This is a genomic window from Joostella atrarenae (genome assembly GCF_021764745.1).
Classification (GTDB): domain Bacteria; phylum Bacteroidota; class Bacteroidia; order Flavobacteriales; family Flavobacteriaceae; genus Galbibacter; species Galbibacter atrarenae.
In genome coordinates this window covers 62,588-82,199 of record NZ_JAETXX010000013.1, presented here as the reverse complement: position 1 = coordinate 82,199, position 19,612 = coordinate 62,588, and the positions used below count along the sequence as shown (strand labels likewise).

Sequence of the window (19,612 nt, the reverse complement as noted above, 5' to 3'; positions counted from 1 at the left end):
AGTTTAACAAATGGGAAAAGCATTAGTAATGGGGGCATCATTAAAGCCTTCGAGATATAGTAACATAGCTATAAATAGATTAGTTTCTGCTGGAGAAGAAGTAGTGGCTTTTGGACTCAGAACAGGCGAAGTTGCAGGGATAAAAATAGATACAGAGCTTTTAAAATATAAAGATGTAGATACTGTAACCTTGTATTTGAACCCTAAAAATCAAGAGCCATATTATGACTATATTTTAGGTTTAAATCCGAAGCGTGTTATTTTTAATCCAGGGACGGAAAACCCATATTTTTATGCACAATTACGTGATAAAAATATAGAAGCAGAAGTGGCTTGTACGTTAGTTTTACTTTCTACTGGGCAGTATTAAACATAACCTCTTTTTCTTTGATTGTTGGCTTTCTGGAAATAAGAAGAAGACCAATAAATGTGAGTGCCCCGTTTAGAATCAACACGAAAAATCCGAAGTCAAATTCGTAATAAGTTTTACTCACGTAACTTATAAAATAAGCTAGAAAAGGAGACAAAATAGCAACAACAGGAACCCATTTATCATTGGCCTTTAGTTTAGTAAATAACCCAAAACTATAAAGGCCTAAAAGAGGACCGTAAGTATAGCCTGTAAAGACAAAGAGTTTTGCAATTACACTTTCGTCTTTTATGATATACTTAAAAGCTATAATAACAAGGATCAGTAATAAAGAGAATAAAACGTGAATTTTCTTCCTGATACTAATCTGTTTTTCCTGAGAATATTTCTTTTCAATATTTAAAATATCAACACTAAAAGAAGTTGTTAGTGAGGTTAATGCGCTATCTGCGCTACTATATGCCGCAGCTATCAACCCGATTAAGAAAAATATAAATACTCCCATCCCAAGATAGTCTTTAGCTAAAACGGCAAATAAATCATCTTTATGAGCGTCGATTCCATATTGCTGAGCATAAACAGTCATTAAAAGACCTAAACATAGAAATATAAAATTTACAATAGTAAGAACAATTGTAAACCAAAACATATTTTTTTGAGCATCTTTTAAAGACCTGCATGTCAGATTTTTTTGCATCATATCTTGGTCTAATCCTGTCATTACAACAGAGATAAAAGCACCAGAAATAAACTGCTTCCAGAAATAGTTAGCATTTTTAAAATCGTCAAAAAAGAACATTTTAGAAAGCTCACTCGAGGAAATATAATCGATCATATTTTCCCCAGTAATATTTAAATCATTGTATACTGTAACAATGGCTACTCCTAATGCGATAAGCATAAATAGCGTTTGTAGTGTATCCGTCCAAACAATAGTTTTAATACCGCTTTTAAAAGTATATAGCCAAATTAAAAGAATAGTTAAGGTAACGGTAGCCCAAAAAGGAACTCCCATTTCATTAAAAATAATAACCTGTAATACATTTGCTACTAGAAATAATCTGAAACTAGCGCCTACAATTCTTGATAGAAGAAAAAATGAAGCACCAGTTTTATAGCTATTTTTTCCAAATCTTTTTTCTAAGTAGGTGTATATAGAAGTAAGATTGAGTTTGTAATAGAGAGGTAATAGTACGGTTCCGATGATTAGATATCCAAGAATATATCCGAAAACAACCTGCATATATCCAAATTTCGATTCTTCTACCCAACCAGGTACAGAAATAAAAGTAACCCCACTTAGCGAGGCGCCAATCATTCCGAAAGCAACAATATACCATGGTGATTGCCTATTGGCCTTAAAGAAATTATCGTTACTTTCTCCGTCTTTACTCGTAAGAAAAGATATTAATATTAGAATACCGAAGTAAGCTGCAATGATTAATAGGATGTATATTGGTTTCATGTAATGTTATTTCAGAAAATGAATTTACAAAACTATGTTATAAAATTTATTTTTGATGCTTAAAATTGTAATTTCGCAATAATGGAGTTTTCATCTAAATTATTAGAAAATGCAGTCTATGAGGTTTCTCAACTTCCAGGCATAGGAAAGCGTACGGCGTTACGTTTAGTTTTGCATTTATTGCGACAACAAGAAAGTCAGACTACAAATCTATCTAAAGCATTACAAAATTTAAGAAGTGAAGTTAAGTTTTGTAAAAGCTGTCATAATATTTCTGATTTTGAACTATGTGAAATATGTGCAAACCCTAAGCGTGAGCAAACATTAATTTGCGTAGTGGAAGATATTCGCGATGTTATGGCAATAGAAAACACTGGACAATATAGGGGAATATACCATGTTTTGGGAGGAAAGATCTCTCCAATGGACGGTATTGGTCCTTTAGATCTTAATATAGCAACCTTAGTCGAGAAAGTAAAAGAGGATAAAGTAAATGAAATAATTTTTGCTTTAAGCTCTACGATGGAGGGGGATACAACCAATTTTTATATCTTTAAGCAATTAGAAAATTATAAAGTAGTTACTTCTACTATTGCGAGAGGGATTTCTGTTGGGGATGAATTGGAATACGCAGACGAGGTTACATTGGGAAGAAGTATCTTACACAGAATCCCTTTTGAAAACTCTTTAAAGAGTGATTAACAGTTGTTTGTGAAATTTGAAAGAAAATTTAATAACAAAAACGCTTATTTTTTATTATTTTCGCAAAATAGGCATCTTAAAATAGCTACAAATTATTGATATGGCAAGAATTGAATTAAAACTTCCCCAGATGGGTGAAAGTGTCGCAGAAGCAACAGTAACTTCATGGTTGAAAGAAATCGGAGATACTATAGAAGCAGATGAGGCAGTATTAGAAATTGCAACCGATAAAGTAGATTCTGAAGTTCCAAGCGAAGTAGATGGGGTTTTGGTAGAAAAGTTTTTTGAGGTTGATGATGTTGCGAAAGTTGGAGCTGTACTAGCTATAATTGAAACAGAGGGCGATGCAGAAGGAGCTTCTGAAGAAACGGATGAGAGTTCTGACGAAGAGGTTGAAGAAGTAGATGAAGCTTCAGTAGAAGAACTAGAAGATAATATTTCAGCAGTAAAAGAAACAGTAGCTGCTCCTGTTGCAGATTTTTCAGATTCTGAAAGATTTTACTCTCCTTTGGTTAAAAATATCGCTAAAGAAGAGAATATATCGCTTGAAGAGCTTGAAACAATTCAAGGAAGTGGGAAAGACAATCGCGTTACCAAAGATGATATATTAAATTATATTGAGAATAGAGGTTCTAAGCAGCAAGCTGCTCCAGAAACTCAAGCTGCTTCAAAACAAGATATTACTTCAGAAAAACCTGTTCAGCAACAGCCAATAGCGCAGGCTACTCAAGCAGCGCCAGTTTCTGTAAATGGACAAGACGAGATTATCGAAATGTCCAGAATGGGGAAATTGATTTCTCATCATATGGTGCAGAGCGTTCAAACATCTGCTCATGTACAGAGTTTTATAGAAGTAGACGTTACAAATATTTGGAACTGGAGAAATCGAGTTAAAAACGAATTTCAAAAGAGAGAAGGAGAGAAATTAACATTTACTCCAATCTTTATGCAGGTTATCGCTAAGACGATTAAAGATTTTCCTATGATTAATATTTCTGTTGATGGAGATAAAATCATCAAGAAGAAAAATATTAACTTAGGAATGGCTGCTGCTTTACCGGATGGAAACTTAATTGTTCCGGTAATTAAAAATGCAGATCAGTTAAATCTTGTGGGGATGGCAAAACGTGTAAACGACTTAGCTGGACGCGCTCGTCAAAATAAGTTGAAGCCAGATGACATTCAAGGGGGAACTTATACTGTAACAAATGTTGGTACTTTTGGAAGTGTTATTGGAACGCCGATAATTAACCAACCTCAAGTAGCAATTTTGGCATTAGGAGCTATAAGAAAAGTACCTGCGGTTATAGAAACTCCAGAAGGGGACTTTATAGGAATTAGACATAAAATGTTTTTATCTCATAGTTACGACCATCGTGTAGTAAATGGAGCTTTAGGAGGGCAATTTATACAAAGAGTTGCTGAGTATCTAGAAGCTTGGGATGGTGATAAAGAAATTTAAATAAATATACTTTTCAAAAAATAAAAACCCTGAAAACTCAGGGTTTTATTTTTTCAATCCCTAATTTTATAATTTCAAAATATAATCATGGAATTAAACTTATCAAAGCCTATCTGTTTTTTTGACCTCGAAACCACTGGAATCGATGTAGCAAAAGACAGAGTAGTAGAAATATCAATATTAAAAGTATACCCTAACGGAAATAAAGAAAGTAGAACTTGGTTGGTAAATCCAGAGATGCCAATTCCGCCTTCGTCATCAGCTATTCATGGTGTTACCGATGAAAAAGTTGCTAATGAGCCTACTTTCAAAGAGCTTTCTAAGACTATTTATAATATGATTAAGGATAGTGATTTGGCAGGGTATAATTCCAATAGATTTGATATTCCTGTTTTAGCAGAGGAGCTACTTCGTTCAGGAATAGATTTTGATATGGGGAGTCGTGTTTCAGTAGATGTTCAGACAATTTTTCATAAGATGGAACAACGTACGCTTTCTGCTGCCTATAAATTTTACTGCGGAAAGAGTTTAGAAGATGCACATACCGCAGAAGCAGATACAAATGCTACGTATGAGGTTTTAAAATCGCAGTTAGATCGTTATGAAGAATTGGAGAATAACATGAAGTCTTTAAGCGAATTTACAACAAGAAAACACACTGCAGATTTCGCAGGATTTATTATTTATAATGAAGATGGGGAAGAAGCGTTTTCTTTTGGAAAGCATAAGGGGAAACGAGTTGAAGATGTAATGGAGCAAGAGCCTGGTTATTTCGGGTGGCTGTTAAATGCAGATTTTCCTTTGTATACCAAGAAGGTTCTAACGGCAATAAAACTTAGAAAGCTAAATAATAAACTGAATTAATACCTCCTTAAAATGAAGATTATTTGTATTGGTAGAAATTATACCGAGCATATTAAGGAACTACAAAACGAAAAACCTACAGATCCAGTAATTTTTATAAAACCGGATAGTGCAGTTCTTAAAAATCAGCATGACTTCTATATTCCTGAATTTTCTAATGATGTTCATTATGAAGTAGAATTACTCGTTAAGATAGGGAAAGTAGGGAAGTCTATAGATACCAAGTTTGCTCATAAATATTATAACGAAATAGGATTAGGAATCGATTTTACAGCTAGAGATTTACAAAGTAAACTTAAAGAAAAGGGGTTGCCTTGGGAAAAGGCAAAAGGCTTTGATGGAGCAGCTGTAATTGGAAAATGGATCCCAAAATCTGAATTGGGAGATATTAATAACATTGATTTTAGTTTAAAGAAAAACGATGCGTTTGTGCAAAAAGCAAACACTTCGTTAATGTTGTGGAAAGTAGATGAGTTAATTTCGTATATTTCAACTTATTTTACCTTAAAGACTGGAGATGTTATTTTTACAGGAACACCTGCAGGAGTGGGTAAAGTTAGCTCTGAAGACTATTTAGAAGGATTTATAAATGAAGAAAAAATGTTTTCTTTAAAAGTGAAATAGATTAATTACAAAACCCAAATACAACCTCTAAAGTAATATTAGACCAAATGAAATACAACCTAGACAAATTGAATGAACTATCTGGTGGCGATAAAGAATTTAACGCTTCTGTGATAGAGACTTTTTTGTTGGAAACCCCCCAAGACCTAGAAAATCTTAAAAAAGCGGTTAGCAATAAAGAATTTGACCATATTTATCAATATGCTCACAAAATTAAACCTAATGCAGATTTACTTGGTGCAGATCTTGTAAAAGAAAATCTACTTATTGTTGAAGGACATGCTCGTGGTGACAAAAATATAGAAGTAATTGAAGACCTTGTGGCTAAAGTAGATGTGGAACTTCATAATGTATTTGAAGCTTTCAAGGCATATTTAAATTAATACATGTTTGCAGAAATAATTACTATTGGAGATGAGATTCTCATCGGTCAGATTGTAGATACTAATTCCGCTTTTATAGCAAAACAATTAAATCTTATAGGTGTTTCTGTTTATCAGATTTCATCTGTTCAGGATGAAAGGGAGCATATTCTTCAAGCTTTTAAAGAGGCCGAAGAGAGAGCTGATATTGTTATAATTACTGGAGGTTTAGGACCTACAAAAGATGATATTACAAAGCATACTATTTGTGAGTATTTTCAAGATGAGCTAGTTGAAGATGCTTCTGTTTTAGCGCATGTGGAGCAATTGTTTAAAAAGTATTTTGCAAGACCAATTTCAGATTTAAATAAAAAGCAAGCTTTAGTTCCCTCTAGATCAACGGTATTACATAATCAATTTGGTACAGCCCCAGGAATGTGGTTAGAAAAAGGAGATAAAACTTTTATATCGCTTCCAGGAGTCCCTTTTGAGATGAAAGGATTGATTCAAGAAGAGGTAATTCCAAGAATACAAAATAAGTATAAGCGCCCTTATATCTTGCATAAAACCATTATTACCTATGGATTAGGTGAGAGTGCTTTAGCGGAGCGAATAGAATCTTGGGAAGACAGCTTACCGTCATTTGTGAAACTGGCTTATTTGCCAAATGTAGGCAAAGTAAGGCTCAGGTTAACAGCAAAAGGAACTGACAAAGATATCCTTGATTCGATCGTAGAAGAGCAAATAGAGAAGCTTAAACCGCTTATTAGCGATATCTTTTTTAGTGCGGAGGAAGAGGGTTCTTTTGAAGTTGTTATTGGTAATTTATTGGCCGAAATGGGAGCAACTTTAGCAGTTGCTGAAAGTTGTACTGGAGGTAAAATTGCAGAAATGTTAACCTCTATACCTGGAGCGTCTAGATATTTTAATGGGAGTGTAGTGAGTTACGCTACACAAGCTAAAATTGATGTTTTAGGTGTTGATGAGCAGCTTATAAGTAAGCATTCTGTTGTTAGTAAGCAAGTTGCAGAAGCGATGGCGCAAGCTGCACAAAAAGTGTTTAAAGCTCACTATACAATTGCCACAACAGGTAATGCTGGGCCTAAAAAAGGTGATTCTGATGCTGATGTTGGTACAGTTTTTATTGCAATAGGTACTCCTAAAGGTGTTATTTCTGAAGAATTTAACTTTGGTAATCATCGTGAAAGAGTGATAAACAAAGCCAGTAACAAGGCATTGGAGATGTTATGGAAAGAAATTTTAGAAAAATAGCATAATTTACTTGTATGTAAAGTGTAAAATTCGTTAATTTGCACCCTGTTTTTAAATAACAATAAAGTTTTAGAAGAATGTCAAGAGTTTGTGAACTTACCGGAAAGAAGGCGATGGTGGGAAATAATGTTTCTCATGCAATGAATAAAACCAAGCGTAAATTTAACGCTAACCTTATCAAGAAACGTTTCTTTCTTCCAGAAGAAGATCGTTGGGTTACATTAAAAATTTCTACATCTGCGTTAAAGAATATTAACAAGAAGGGAATAGCAGCGGTTTTAAAAGAAGCTAAAGAAAAAGGATTTATTAAGTAATTAATACTCCGTTAAAACGATATAAAGATGGCAAAGAAAGGTAATAGAATACAGGTTATTTTAGAGTGTACCGAGCATAAAGGATCTGGGCAGCCAGGAACTTCACGTTACATCACTACTAAAAATAAAAAGAATACACCAGATAGATTAGAGATTAAGAAATTTAATCCTATTCTTAAGAAAATGACTGTTCACAAAGAAATAAAATAATAAGCCATGGCAAAAAAGACAGTAGCATCCTTACAGACAAGTTCAAAAAGATTAACCAAAGCTATAAAAATGGTTAAGTCTCAAAAAACTGGTGCTTATACATTCGTAGAAGCAGTAATGACTCCAGAATCAGTAGGTGACTGGATGAACGAAAAATAAGAAGTTCACAACTTATTATATATTAAGGCTACTTTCATATAGAAAGTAGCCTTTTGTTTTTATATATTTGGAGTTCATAACCAAATGGTTGGTTATAATTCGTCAACTAACGTATACGTTGTAAAATGAGTTTTTTTAAGAAAATATTTTCATCAGAAAAAAAAGAAACATTAGATAAAGGTTTAGAGAAATCTAAATCTAGTTTTTTTTCTAAGTTAGGTAAAGCTGTAGCAGGAAAGTCTAAAGTAGACGATGAGGTGCTAGATAATCTAGAGGAAGTTCTTGTTAGCAGTGATGTTGGAGTGAATACTACGCTTAAAGTTATTGAGCGTATTGAAGAACGCGTTTCTAAAGATAAGTATTTAGGAACAGATGAGCTTAATCTTATTTTAAGAGAAGAAATAGCAGGATTACTTTCGGAGACTAATTCTGGAGAAGAAAAAGAGTTTGTAATTCCTTCAGGAAAAAAACCATATGTATTAATGGTTGTTGGAGTGAATGGTGTTGGGAAAACTACAACGATAGGGAAATTAGCATATCAGTTTAAAAAGCAAGGGAAAAAGGTTGTTCTTGGGGCTGCAGATACTTTTAGAGCAGCAGCAATAGATCAGCTTCAAGTTTGGGCTGATAGGGTAGATGTTCCAATAGTAAAGCAAAAAATGGGGAGTGATCCCGCTTCTGTGGCTTTTGATTCGCTAAAATCTGCCGTAAACCAAGATGCGGATGTTGTAATAATAGATACAGCTGGAAGACTTCATAATAAAATCAACTTAATGAATGAGCTTACCAAAGTGAAACGCGTAATGCAAAAAGTGGTGGATGATGCTCCTCATGAAGTATTATTAGTTTTAGATGGCTCTACAGGTCAGAATGCGTTTGAGCAAGCTAAGCAGTTTACTAAAGCTACTGAAGTTACTTCTCTAGCGGTTACTAAATTAGATGGAACTGCAAAAGGGGGTGTTGTTATAGGTATTTCTGATGAGTTTAAAATTCCAGTAAAATATATAGGTGTAGGTGAAGGGATCGAAGATCTACAGGTATTTAATAAATATGAATTCGTAGATTCATTCTTCAAATAAGATTAATGCCTAATAAAACCCTTGTAACGGTTACCAAAATAATTGCTTATTACTGCTTGTTTTATGCAGGAGTAAAATTCTATGCAATAATTCAAGGTATGTGGTTGTGGCCTAATCTGTTACTCGGAATCTCCTTGGGAATTATTGCGGCTATTGGCTTTTGGATCGTAAAAAATGAAAAGTATAACTGGTATTTTCTAGTAATATGCGTGGTATTACTTTCTGCACTTCGCTATTATGAGCCAACACTAATTCCATATTTACAACAAGTTTTAGGGTAAGTTGAGATTTAATCTTATAAATCTTCGTTTTATACGCTTCCAAGTCGTAATTTTGCCCACTGTTTCAAAATAAGCATTTTATAGGGTGATATTTATAGTGTTATAATTCGATTTATAACAATAAGGTCTTCCTGGAAATAATAAATAGATTGTCATGAGAACAAAATCATTAAAGAAGAATAAAATTAATGTAGTTACCTTAGGGTGTTCTAAAAATGTGTACGATAGTGAAGTACTTATGGGACAACTTAAGGCTGGAGGAAAAGATGTTGTTCATGAAGAAGAAGGCAATATCGTTGTTATAAATACCTGTGGATTTATAAATAATGCAAAGGAAGAAAGTGTAAATACAATTCTTGAGTTTCTAGAAAAGAAAGAGCAGGGAGATGTAGATAAAGTATTTGTGACAGGGTGTTTAAGTGAACGTTACAAGCCAGATTTAGAAAAAGAGATTCCAGATGTTGATCAGTATTTTGGGACTACAGAATTGCCAGGATTATTAAAGGCGCTTGGTGCAGATTATAAGCATGAGTTGATTGGAGAACGATTAACAACCACTCCAAAAAACTATGCATATTTAAAGATTGCTGAAGGATGTGATAGACCATGTAGCTTTTGTGCCATTCCATTAATGCGTGGGAAACATAAAAGTACTCCAATTGAAGATTTGGTAAAAGAAGCGACAGGTTTAGCTGCAAATGGAGTTAAAGAGTTGGTTCTTATAGCTCAAGACTTAACATATTACGGTTTAGATATTTATAAAAAGCGTGCTTTAGCAGATTTATTGAAAGAGCTTGTTAAAGTAGACGGAATTGAATGGATTCGTTTACATTATGCGTTTCCAACTGGTTTTCCAATGGATGTTTTAGAAGTAATGAAAAATGAGCCTAACGTTTGTAATTACATAGATATTCCATTACAACACATCGCGGATCCTATTTTGAAATCTATGCGACGTGGAACTACAAAAGAAAAGACCACTAAGTTGCTACAAGATTTTAGAGAAGCGGTTCCAGAAATGGCTATTAGAACTACTTTGATTGTTGGGTATCCTGGAGAAACAGAAGAAGATTTTCAAACATTAAAGAGTTGGGTTCAAGAAATGCGTTTTGAGCGTTTAGGGTGTTTTACATATAGTCACGAAGAGAATACGCATGCTTACAACTTAGAAGATGATGTTCCAGAAGAGGTAAAACAACAAAGAGCGTCAGAAATTATGGATGTTCAATCGCAAATTTCATGGGAATTAAACCAAGAAAAAGTGGGACAAACATTCCGATGTGTGATCGATCGTAAAGAGGGTAATCATTTTGTAGGACGTACAGAATTTGATTCTCCAGATGTAGATAATGAAGTATTAGTAGATGCCTCTAAATATTATCTTAAGACGGGAGAATATGTAGATATTTTAGTAGAAGAAGCTGGAGATTTCGATTTATACGGGAAGCCTGTAAGTTAATCTCTCTGATATAAATGATAAAAGAAAACCGCTGAATTTTTAAAATTCAGCGGTTTTCTTTTATGGGTAAAATAGTGTTTATTAATTATTTACATAATCAATTTCCATAAAATCGATTACCTCCTTTTTCCAAACATTTTCAACAAAAGCAACATGGTCTGGATGGTTGCTGTAAGTATCGTAATCTTCTTGATTTTTAAATTGCATAGTAAGTCCCCATTCATAATCATTCTTCTTTCCTATTTCCTTTACACTAGTCATATTCTTAACTGTCGAAATAGACTTAAGGGCGACTGCCTTCTCAATAAATAGTTTTTCAGCCTCCGATCCTTTTGGGTGTTTTAATTTAAAAAATACCGTATGTGTTATCATTCCTTTATTTGATGATGAGTTACAGCTTGTGATTGTAAATGTCGCAATAGCGATGAGTATTAGTAGTAGTTTCTGAATTTTCATAGATGGTTGATTTACTTTATCCGAAGTTACAAAAATGGAAGTTTAATGCGAAACAAATTTTAATCCAACCAAAGAAATAATCAAAGTAGAGATAAAAAATAAACGCCAAAAATCTACAGGCTCATTAAAAAGAAAAATACCAGCCAATACAGTTCCAACAGCTCCAATTCCTGTCCAAACTGCGTATGCTGTTCCTATGGGGAGTGTTTCAGTAGCTTTCATTAATAGCAACATGCTTATCGTTAGACAAACAATAAATCCGATATACCAATAGTTAGCTTCGGAGCCTGAGCTGTGTTTTGCTTTGCCTAAACATGTAGCGAAACCAACTTCAAAAAGTCCGGCTATAATTAAAAGAATCCAGTTCATAATATAAAAAGATATAGCCTCGTAATTAATACTACGAGGCTATAAAAATAAGTAAATCATTAAGATTATTCTTCTTTAACTTCTGCAACTTCATATTGATCTTTACCATCTACTTTTACAGGTTGATAGTAAGTTTCTCCATATTTTACATAGGTTTGATCACCAATTCGTACTTCTTCAGCACCTTCAGGTAAATTTTCTACTACAGTTCCAGCGGTAGGAGGAACTACAGTATAGCCATCGCTATCTTTTTCGTAATAAGCACCACCGTAATAATAATTGTTAGTAGTGTCTCCAGTGCTTACGGTTTCATATCCGTCTGGGAGGACTTTTATAGTTGCTCCAACGGGAGCCTGTACTACAGTATATCCATCTTTTTCTTCAACATAGTAATTACCTTGATCGTAGTGATATTGTTGGTTTTCAACTGAAATAATAATCGCAGTTGTAGCTAAAGAAGCTACGAAATACCCCCATGGATGCCAGATAGGTCCCCAATAAAAAGGTCTAAATGGATGATAGTAATATGGGTGGTATGCATAATAATGAAAACCTCCATACACATACGGTGGTCTGTGATATGGTCTTGGACTAGGTCTAACTACAGTATGACGGTTATTAATGTGAATATTATTATTATGATTTACATTAATATTTACATTGTTATTATGTGGTCTGTTTACAACGTTAGAATTTGATAAATTTCCATTATGATTCGGTCTAGAATTATTGTTAGGCCTATTTGTTGTTGTAGGTCTATTCGTTGTAGTTGGCCTTGTGGATGGGCGAGAAGATGTGTTAGGTCTTGTTGTTGTTGGTCTCGTCGTCGGCCTCGTTGTAGTCGGTCTTGTGGATGGTCTGGTAGTAGGTCTGCTGTAGCTTGGTCGGCTAGACTGTTGGTGAAAACCTCCATTTATAGATCTTCCTGTGGAAGGTCGCGATACTCTAGAACGGCTAGCTCCATGGCTAAACCTTTGCGCTTCCATCGTAATCGGTACAATTAATAAAAAAGCAAAAAGTAGAAGCTTGCTATAGTTTGCTATATGTGTGATTTGAATTTTCATGTGTTATAACTTTTATATTGTTATGAAAAATGATTTATTCAGCCTGAGCCATAATATCAATGTTTCTAGAATCTTCAGGTGGAGAGAAGTTAAAAATAGCGCTATCTACCTCTGGATTAATTTTCCAAGTTTTAAAAGTAACTTGGTATTGATTGTGTTCCTTTTCTTTATGAATAATAACCATTCTTATCGGAAGTGTGCTCTCGTCATTTTCTATCCATAATTGAACATTCATTTTATCATTTGAAGCTATAATATGATAACATTCCTTATCATCAATAATATCATTTCCTAAATAAACTATATCGCTGAAGTTTTCAATCATATCATCTGTCAAGCTTGGGTAAAACAAATCAGCAGCAGGAAATCTAATTCCAAATTTTTTATTAAAGCCATCAATCACTTTTATAATGTTATCTGGTGCATCTAAAACAGAATAATTGTTTTCATCCAAAGAATAGTAAACAAACTTTTTGCCGTTGTAGTAGAAATCTTTATTGTGAAGTGTACCTCTTGTTTGGACAAGCATTTTATCTGGTCCAATCATAGTAACATCATCTGTATAGAAGTTTTTTTCTAGGCCATAAGTTCCTTCGTGGTCAAGAGATCTCTCCAAAATAAAAGAGCAAGCATCTAAAGTGCCGATATATGCTCCCATTTTATCTAAGATATTGATGGCAACAGAATCGATCACAGGTTCTTTGTCCTGACTGTAGCCAATGCAAATGCAAAGTGTGCATAGTGCTAGTAAATACTTTTTCATATTTATTAATTTTTTAAATAAGGATATATTGCTGTAAGGGGGGAAGTGTTGCTTATGTGAATTTACTAAATTTCTTCGATACTACATAAAAAGCCCCTTTTTAATAAAGGAGCTTTTTTATGATAGCATCAATTCTTTTGTTATTTAGCGGTATTTGGAGCCATAATCTTATAAACGATTCCAGCTAGTGCAGCACCGATAATGGGAGCCACCCAAAACAACCAAAGTTCTCCAAGAGCCCAATCACCTACAAATAGTGCTTGACTAGTACTACGAGCAGGATTTACAGAGGTGTTAGTTACAGGAATACTGATTAAGTGAATAAGAGTTAATCCTAATCCGATAGCAATTCCAGCAAATCCTTTTGGAGCATTTTCATGTGTTGCTCCAAGGATAATGATAAGGAACATAAACGTCATAACGATTTCTGTAATCAATGCAGACATCATGTTATAGCCGTCTGGAGAATGTTCTCCATAACCATTAGCAGCAAAACTACCAATTGTAGCTCCGTCTTTTCCTGTTACAATTAAATATAATATTCCCGCTCCAACAATACCTCCTAATACTTGAGAGATAATATATGGAAGTAGTTCTTTTCCATCAAATCTACCACCTACCCATAAACCAATGGATACAGCTGGATTTAAATGACAGCCAGAAATGTGGCCTATAGCATAAACCATAGTTAATACAGTTAAACCGAAAGCTAGCGCTACACCTGCAAATCCGATACCTAATTCTGGGTATCCAGCTGCAAGAACTGCACTACCGCAACCACCAAGAACAAGCCATAATGTACCAATAAATTCTGCAATAAGTTTTTTCATCTTTTTTAAATATTTGTTAGTTGTTGTTTTAATATAGATTCATTAAGTGGGAAACCTATTTGTTTGTAACGAATATTTTATAAATTTAATAAAAAAATAATTATCATTAAAGAATTTTTTTCGATACCAATGTGTCAGAAGACTATATCTAGGTGATAATTGTTATGATAATTGATTATAATGTGGAATAGGTTTAATTGGTATTAGGGATTACTCTTGATGTAGATATTCAACTTTAAATACTTAATTTTGTAGGATCATTTAAATAGTGAATATGCAGCTCACAGAATACATCCGCGATATCCAAGATTTTCCTAAACCAGGAATTCTTTTTAAAGATATAACTCCATTATTATCAAATCCAGAAGCTACAGCGCATGCAGTAGAGAAGTTATTAGAAAAAATAGGAGATCAGCAAGTAGATGCAATTGTAGGAATTGAGAGTAGAGGCTTTTTTTTCGGTACATTATTAGCGCAAAAGCTTAACTGTGCTTTTATACCTGTGCGAAAACCAAATAAATTGCCTGCACAAACTACTTCGCAAACCTATGCTTTGGAATATGGTGAAGACACCTTAGAGATTCATACAGATGCTATAAAAAAAGGCGATAAAGTTGTAATTCACGATGATGTTCTTGCTACAGGTGGAACGGCAAATGCTGTTTGCAAGTTGGTAGAAAAGCTTGGGGGAGAGGTAATGCAATGTAATTTTTTGATGGAATTATCTTTCTTAGAAGCAAGAAAAAAAATGGAGAATTATAATATACAATCTGTTATTACCTATTAATCTAATGCGTTTTTGGTAACATAGGCGCGCCAGCCAATAATTGCCAATTGTAATTTACTCGCCTTAGCTAGATCGAGCTCCTTTTTGGTAAAAGATGGTAAAATTGCTTTGTTGATTTTTGCTAGCAATTTAAAAAATGCTTTCTTCATATAGTTGTTTTCCCGTAAAGGTAAAAAATATACAGATAATTATCAGATTTATAGTTATTTATCTCTTTTGGCGGGTTTGCGTAGCTAAAAAGCTCCGCAATCAGGCTTTTCGCTATTAGTTTTGGTAAACCATAAATAAAAGTTTACCAAAAGCTAGCCGCTACAATCCTTACCCGAAATAAAAAAGAGGCTGTGAAAAAACAGCCTCTAATAAATTGGATATATAATTTTGATTACTCTTTGTTTGATTTAGTATAAATCATAATGACACCGTTTTTACCTTTATCTCCATATTTTTTAACAGCTGCATCGGTTTTAAATATATTGATAGTATCAATTTCATCAGGATTTATTTTTTTATAATCCTCATGGCTAACTTCTTTACCATTTACCAAAATTAATTGCTCTGATGTAATTTTATTATTTAAAGTAGCAGTCTTGGCTTTTGCGGTTTCCCTAATTATAATATCGCTATCACTATTTTTATTTTTTTCGCCTTCACTTTTTAATATAATTTCTATAACTCCATTTTTTCCTTGATCACCGTATTTATTAACTGCCTTTTCGTCTTTTAAGACATAAACTTTAGCAATATTGTCTGGTTCTAGGAACTTAAAAGAGTCTTTATCTACTACTTTACCATCAACGACGTAAAGTGGATCTTCTTTTTGATAAATCTTGGATGAATGTGTGTGGGCATTATTTATATTGGAGTCATTATTTAAATTAAGTTGATTGCTAACTTTTAAGAAAATCTCAATAGCCCCATTCTTAGCTTTTTCACCATATTTTTTTATAGCATTTTCTCCTTTAATTACATTCATGCTGTGTATGTCTTTAGGATCTATAGATTTTACATCAAAATCCTTGGGCATTATTTTCCCGTCTACAACATAAATAGGGTCGCCTAATTGGTTGCTTATAGTGTGCTCTGTAATTAGTTGTTTACTAGACTCTTCTTCATTTAAATAATTAAACTCAGTAACTGTTTTAAAACTGAAAAGGAGCATAAAACCAGCCAGCAGCGGTAATATTGCTACGAACTTAATTAAACTAATCTTGTTTGATTTTTGTTTTTGTAACATAACGATTCGTTTTTTGATTAATGAATTATAAAATGGATTGATGATGGAATATTGCATTCCGTTTATTTGCTTCAATAGTAAATATTGATAATCTTTAATTTCTCTAGTAGCAGCAGTGGTTTCTTCATCTGCTATATACTCAAGGTTCTGGGTAAGTTGCTTTTTGTAAATCCATGCAAACGGATTTATCCAAAAAACTATAGTGTATAGATGTATAAGTATAACATCTAAAGAATGGTGTTGTTTTACATGAATTTTCTCGTGAGCTAAAATTGTTTTTAACTCCTCGTCTTTATATAGATTAGGATTGTAAACAATATAATTAAAGAATGAAAATGGACTTATATTTTTCTCTGTTAAGATTATATTGCGATTTTCCTTTTGTTTATTCTCCTTTCGGATAAAATTGTATAAAGATAGTAGTTGTATTATAAACTTTAGTAAAAAGAAAATTACACCTATAATATAAATATAGGATAGGATATTTATTCCGTATTCGTAGATAGAAATACTTTCAGGAATCTTATTTGCTAGTAAAGATATTTCATTTGTTGATCTGGCTGGGATATCTATTATTCTTATTGTTTTAAAAGAAATAACAGGTAATATAACCGAAGTAAATAACCCGATGCTTAAAAACCATCTGTTACCTTGAAAGAAAGTCTCTCTCTTAAGAAACGCATTATATAATCCCCAAAATAAGATTAATACTATGGCTACTTTGATGTTGTATGTTAGAAAAGCTTCCATTACTGTTTATTTTCAATTTGATTAATAATTTCTTTCAGTTCAGTAATGCTAATTTTCTTTTCATCAGCAAAAAAAGAAACCAGGCTCTTATAAGAATTGTTAAAATAATCTTCAATAGCAGAAGAAACAAACTGCTTTCTGTAAGTTTCCTTTTTTATAATAGGATAGTATTGGTGCGTATTTCCAAAGGCATTGTGAGCTACATATCCTTTATCTTCCAAGTTTCTAACTATGGTAGAGAGTGTATTGTAATGAGGTTTGTCTTCCTTTATCTCAGCTTGAACTTCTTTTACAAAAGCTTTTTCAAGCTTCCACAGAATTTTCATGATCTCTTCTTCCTTATTTGTTAGCTTTTGCATAAGTGTTTAGTTCTTAATTAGATTCAAACATAAAACTATTTTTTTAGTTATGCAACTAATTTTATAGTTAGTTAACTAATTTTGTAGTTTTATGCTGTTATTTACTTTCCAAAATTCTATTAACTCCTATTTCTTGCGTCTAGAATTATATATCTTCGCATAAATCACTTTTATGAATTTAGTTTTTATTTTAAGCGGATTAGCTTTACTTATTTTAGGAGGTAATTGGTTGTTAAAATCTGCTGTAGGTTTGTCATTACGACTTAATATTCCAAAAATTGTTATCGGGATGACGGTAGTTTCTTTTGCTACCTCTGCACCAGAGCTCATAGTAAGTGTAAAATCGGCTTTAGATGGTTTTCCAGACTTAGCAATGGGGAATGTTATAGGTTCTAATGTTGCTAATATAGGATTGGTACTTGGTATAACTATTATTTTATCGAAGATAGAAGTAGAGCGAAGTTTTTATAAAACAGATTGGCCAATTATGATGTTGGCTTCGTTAATGTTATTTGGATTTGTGTATTCAGATCACACTTTGCAGCGCTATGAGGGGGTGATTTTATTTAGTTTTCTTATTGTCTTTTTAGTTTATCTTTTAAGGGTTCAGAAACCGGCTGTTGTAGATGAGTCTTTAGAAGAAAACCAAGAGCAGCTTTCAACATTTAAAATAGTTTTGTTTTTGATCTTAGGAGGGGTATCGCTTTGGGGAGGTTCTGAGTTATTGATAAAAGGAGCTGTAGGAATGGCAGAACATTACGGAGTAAGTAGAAGGGTTATTGCAGTTACTGTAATTTCAATAGGAACAAGTGTGCCTGAACTGGCGGCGTCCATTATTGCTGTTATGAAAAAGGAAAAAGCTATTTCTTTAGGGAATCTTATAGGTTCTAATGTGTTTAATATTTTGGCTGTTTTAGGAATTACAGCTATGATTAAACCTATTGTAATCAATGATCATGGATTATTAAATAATGATATTTATTGGATGCTTGGTATCTCGTTTATAATACTCCCGTTAGTTTTTATTCCTAGAGGACTCCGATTAGGGTGGCGTGATGGAATTATATTATTAGGACTGTATGGAGGCTTTGTTTGGACTACGTTATCTTAAAAGAAGTTGAACTTATCGCTATATAAAACAAAAAATGCTGTCCATAATAAGACAGCATTTTTTTATGTTGTAAACTTTTAAAGCTAGATTAAGCTTCAACAGTTTTAACTGTTTTGATAATTCTTGCAGCCACTTTGTATGGATCTGCATTTGAAGCAGGACGTCTATCTTCTAACCATCCTTTGTATCCTTTCTCTACAGTGATAATAGGAATACGGATTGAAGCGCCTCTATCAGAAACTCCATAGCTAAAGTCAGTAATAGCAGCAGTTTCGTGATCTCCTGTTAAACGTTCGTCATTAAACTCTCCGTAAACAGCGATGTGCTCTTTAGTAACAGGTCTAAAAGCTTCACAAACTTTTTCGTAAACTTCTTTAGAACCACAAGTTCTTAATAAAGAGTTAGAGAAGTTAGCGTGCATACCAGAACCATTCCAGTCACCTTTTACAGGTTTAGGGTGGTACTCAATATAGTAACCATATTCTTCACATAATCTATCTAATAGGTAACGAGAGATCCAGATTTCGTCTCCAGCTCTTTTTCCTCCTTTGGCGAAAATTTGGAATTCCCACTGTCCACAAGCAACCTCTTGGTTAATCCCTTCGAAGTTTAATCCAGCTTCGATACAAAGATCAGCGTGTTTTTCAACAATTCTTCTTCCGTGTGTGTTTAAACCACCAACAGAACAGTAGTATAATCCTTGAGGACCAGGGTAACCTCCAACAGGGAATCCTAAAGGAAGTTGTGTTTTAGCATCCATTATGAAATACTCTTGTTCAAAACCAAACCAGAAATCATCATTCTCATCATCGATAGTGGCTCTAGAATTTGTTTCATGTGGAGTTCCATCTGCATTAAAAACTTCTGCCATTACTAGGTATCCGTTTTTTCTTGCTGGATCTGGAAAAATAGCTACTGGCTTCAATAAGCAATCAGAACCTTTTCCAGCCTGAGCTTGTTTTGTAGATGAACCATCGAAAGACCATATTGGGCAATCTTCAAGTTTTCCACTGAAATCATCTTCTATTTTAGTTTTACTTCTCATGTTTTGGGTTGGAAAATATCCATCTAACCAAATGTATTCAAGTTTAGCCTTGCTCATTGTGTATAATAATTTTTAATTGAACTTTACTCGTAGACAAAAATATGATATTTTGTTTCGTATACCGAAAAAGGAAGGGGTGTTTTTGATAAAAGTTTGTTATTTTTATTAATGCCCTATTTTTAGAGGGGGTATTTTCTTTTTTATGTAAATTTACCGAAATT

25 protein-coding genes are annotated in these 19,612 nt (G+C 33.4%); 15 read left to right on the top strand and 10 right to left on the bottom strand.

The features are described 5' to 3' along the window. Positions 1–10 precede the first annotated feature (10 nt). Positions 11–370 (top strand): CoA-binding protein, encoded by a 360-nt coding sequence (locus JM658_RS15405; RefSeq protein ID WP_236960323.1) that lies wholly within the window; start codon positions 11–13, stop codon positions 368–370. Here the strand turns inward: JM658_RS15405 and JM658_RS15400 are convergent. After that, positions 354–1,835 carry a sodium:solute symporter gene (locus JM658_RS15400; protein WP_236960316.1) on the bottom strand — a complete coding sequence of 494 codons (1,482 nt, stop codon included), beginning with the start codon at positions 1,833–1,835 and terminating at the stop codon, positions 354–356. The genes JM658_RS15405 and JM658_RS15400 overlap by 17 nt on opposite strands. An 81-nt stretch (positions 1,836–1,916) precedes the next feature. Here JM658_RS15400 and recR point away from each other — a divergent pair, with 81 nt between their 5' ends. The 12 genes from recR (at position 1,917) to rimO (ending at position 10,623) form a co-directional block, all read left to right on the top strand. Beyond that, positions 1,917–2,537 carry a recombination mediator RecR gene (recR, locus tag JM658_RS15395; protein ID WP_236960315.1) on the top strand — a complete coding sequence of 207 codons (621 nt, stop codon included), beginning with the start codon at positions 1,917–1,919 and terminating at the stop codon, positions 2,535–2,537. A gap of 100 nt (positions 2,538–2,637) precedes the next feature. Next, entirely contained in the window at positions 2,638–3,999 is a 1,362-nt protein-coding gene (locus JM658_RS15390; protein ID WP_236960313.1) for a dihydrolipoamide acetyltransferase family protein, read from the top strand. An 87-nt stretch (positions 4,000–4,086) separates the two neighbouring features. Beyond that, positions 4,087–4,863: a 3'-5' exonuclease gene (locus JM658_RS15385; protein WP_236960311.1), complete on the top strand. Its 777-nt coding sequence runs from the start codon at positions 4,087–4,089 to the stop codon at positions 4,861–4,863. Between the two features lie 12 nt (positions 4,864–4,875). After that, on the top strand, positions 4,876–5,487 hold the full coding sequence (locus tag JM658_RS15380; RefSeq protein ID WP_236960309.1) for a fumarylacetoacetate hydrolase family protein: 612 nt from the start codon (positions 4,876–4,878) through the stop codon (positions 5,485–5,487). A gap of 47 nt (positions 5,488–5,534) precedes the next feature. Next, complete coding sequence (locus JM658_RS15375) at positions 5,535–5,870, top strand: Hpt domain-containing protein (protein ID WP_236960307.1); 336 nt, start codon at positions 5,535–5,537, stop codon at positions 5,868–5,870. 3 nt (positions 5,871–5,873) lie between these two features. Continuing rightward, positions 5,874–7,121 (top strand): competence/damage-inducible protein A, encoded by a 1,248-nt coding sequence (locus JM658_RS15370; protein WP_236960305.1) that lies wholly within the window; start codon positions 5,874–5,876, stop codon positions 7,119–7,121. A 77-nt stretch (positions 7,122–7,198) separates the two neighbouring features. After that, the gene (gene rpmB, locus JM658_RS15365; protein ID WP_236960303.1) at positions 7,199–7,435 is read left to right on the top strand and encodes a 50S ribosomal protein L28; all 237 of its coding nucleotides are present in this window, start codon (positions 7,199–7,201) and stop codon (positions 7,433–7,435) included. A 27-nt stretch (positions 7,436–7,462) separates the two neighbouring features. Further along, positions 7,463–7,645: a 50S ribosomal protein L33 gene (gene rpmG / locus JM658_RS15360; protein WP_236960301.1), complete on the top strand. Its 183-nt coding sequence runs from the start codon at positions 7,463–7,465 to the stop codon at positions 7,643–7,645. A 6-nt stretch (positions 7,646–7,651) separates the two neighbouring features. After that, a complete protein-coding gene (locus tag JM658_RS15355; protein ID WP_236960299.1) occupies positions 7,652–7,804 on the top strand; it encodes a DUF4295 domain-containing protein in 153 nt (50 codons plus the stop codon). Positions 7,805–7,929: 125 nt separating this feature from the next. Beyond that, complete coding sequence (gene ftsY, locus JM658_RS15350; protein WP_236960290.1) at positions 7,930–8,883, top strand: signal recognition particle-docking protein FtsY; 954 nt, start codon at positions 7,930–7,932, stop codon at positions 8,881–8,883. Between the two features lie 5 nt (positions 8,884–8,888). Further along, a complete protein-coding gene (locus tag JM658_RS15345) occupies positions 8,889–9,164 on the top strand; it encodes a hypothetical protein (protein ID WP_236960287.1) in 276 nt (91 codons plus the stop codon). A 154-nt stretch (positions 9,165–9,318) separates the two neighbouring features. Then, positions 9,319–10,623 (top strand): 30S ribosomal protein S12 methylthiotransferase RimO, encoded by a 1,305-nt coding sequence (gene rimO, locus JM658_RS15340; protein WP_236960285.1) that lies wholly within the window; start codon positions 9,319–9,321, stop codon positions 10,621–10,623. Between the two features lie 81 nt (positions 10,624–10,704). On the opposite strand, the gene JM658_RS15335 is transcribed toward rimO, so the two are convergent. From JM658_RS15335 to aqpZ, 5 genes are all read right to left on the bottom strand, one after another. Next, positions 10,705–11,079: a Dabb family protein gene (locus JM658_RS15335; RefSeq protein WP_236960283.1), complete on the bottom strand. Its 375-nt coding sequence runs from the start codon at positions 11,077–11,079 to the stop codon at positions 10,705–10,707. 42 nt (positions 11,080–11,121) lie between these two features. Continuing rightward, complete coding sequence (locus JM658_RS15330) at positions 11,122–11,448, bottom strand: DMT family transporter (protein WP_236960280.1); 327 nt, start codon at positions 11,446–11,448, stop codon at positions 11,122–11,124. A 65-nt stretch (positions 11,449–11,513) separates the two neighbouring features. Then, positions 11,514–12,512, bottom strand: a complete 999-nt coding sequence (locus JM658_RS15325; protein WP_236960278.1) for a DUF6515 family protein — start codon at positions 12,510–12,512, stop codon at positions 11,514–11,516. 34 nt (positions 12,513–12,546) lie between these two features. Then, positions 12,547–13,275, bottom strand: a complete 729-nt coding sequence (locus tag JM658_RS15320) for a DUF2092 domain-containing protein (RefSeq protein ID WP_236960276.1) — start codon at positions 13,273–13,275, stop codon at positions 12,547–12,549. Positions 13,276–13,415: 140 nt separating this feature from the next. Beyond that, positions 13,416–14,105 (bottom strand): aquaporin Z, encoded by a 690-nt coding sequence (aqpZ, locus tag JM658_RS15315; RefSeq protein ID WP_236960274.1) that lies wholly within the window; start codon positions 14,103–14,105, stop codon positions 13,416–13,418. Between the two features lie 274 nt (positions 14,106–14,379). Here aqpZ and JM658_RS15310 point away from each other — a divergent pair, with 274 nt between their 5' ends. After that, complete coding sequence (locus JM658_RS15310) at positions 14,380–14,892, top strand: adenine phosphoribosyltransferase (RefSeq protein WP_236960272.1); 513 nt, start codon at positions 14,380–14,382, stop codon at positions 14,890–14,892. Here the strand turns inward: JM658_RS15310 and JM658_RS15305 are convergent. The 3 genes from JM658_RS15305 to JM658_RS15295 form a co-directional block, all read right to left on the bottom strand. Next, positions 14,889–15,041 carry an SsrA-binding protein gene (locus JM658_RS15305; protein ID WP_236960270.1) on the bottom strand — a complete coding sequence of 51 codons (153 nt, stop codon included), beginning with the start codon at positions 15,039–15,041 and terminating at the stop codon, positions 14,889–14,891. The two genes, JM658_RS15310 and JM658_RS15305, sit on opposite strands and share 4 nt — an antisense overlap. A 233-nt stretch (positions 15,042–15,274) precedes the next feature. After that, a complete protein-coding gene (locus JM658_RS15300) occupies positions 15,275–16,876 on the bottom strand; it encodes a M56 family metallopeptidase (RefSeq protein ID WP_236960268.1) in 1,602 nt (533 codons plus the stop codon). Further along, the gene (locus tag JM658_RS15295; protein WP_236960266.1) at positions 16,876–17,235 is read right to left on the bottom strand and encodes a BlaI/MecI/CopY family transcriptional regulator; all 360 of its coding nucleotides are present in this window, start codon (positions 17,233–17,235) and stop codon (positions 16,876–16,878) included. The genes JM658_RS15300 and JM658_RS15295 overlap by 1 nt, the downstream gene beginning before the upstream one ends. A 172-nt stretch (positions 17,236–17,407) precedes the next feature. Here JM658_RS15295 and JM658_RS15290 point away from each other — a divergent pair, with 172 nt between their 5' ends. Next, on the top strand, positions 17,408–18,346 hold the full coding sequence (locus JM658_RS15290) for a calcium/sodium antiporter (RefSeq protein ID WP_236960265.1): 939 nt from the start codon (positions 17,408–17,410) through the stop codon (positions 18,344–18,346). Positions 18,347–18,434: 88 nt separating this feature from the next. Here JM658_RS15290 and JM658_RS15285 read toward each other — a convergent pair whose 3' ends face one another. Then, a complete protein-coding gene (locus JM658_RS15285) occupies positions 18,435–19,448 on the bottom strand; it encodes a glutamine synthetase beta-grasp domain-containing protein (protein ID WP_236960263.1) in 1,014 nt (337 codons plus the stop codon). Between the last annotated feature and the right edge of the window lie 164 nt (positions 19,449–19,612).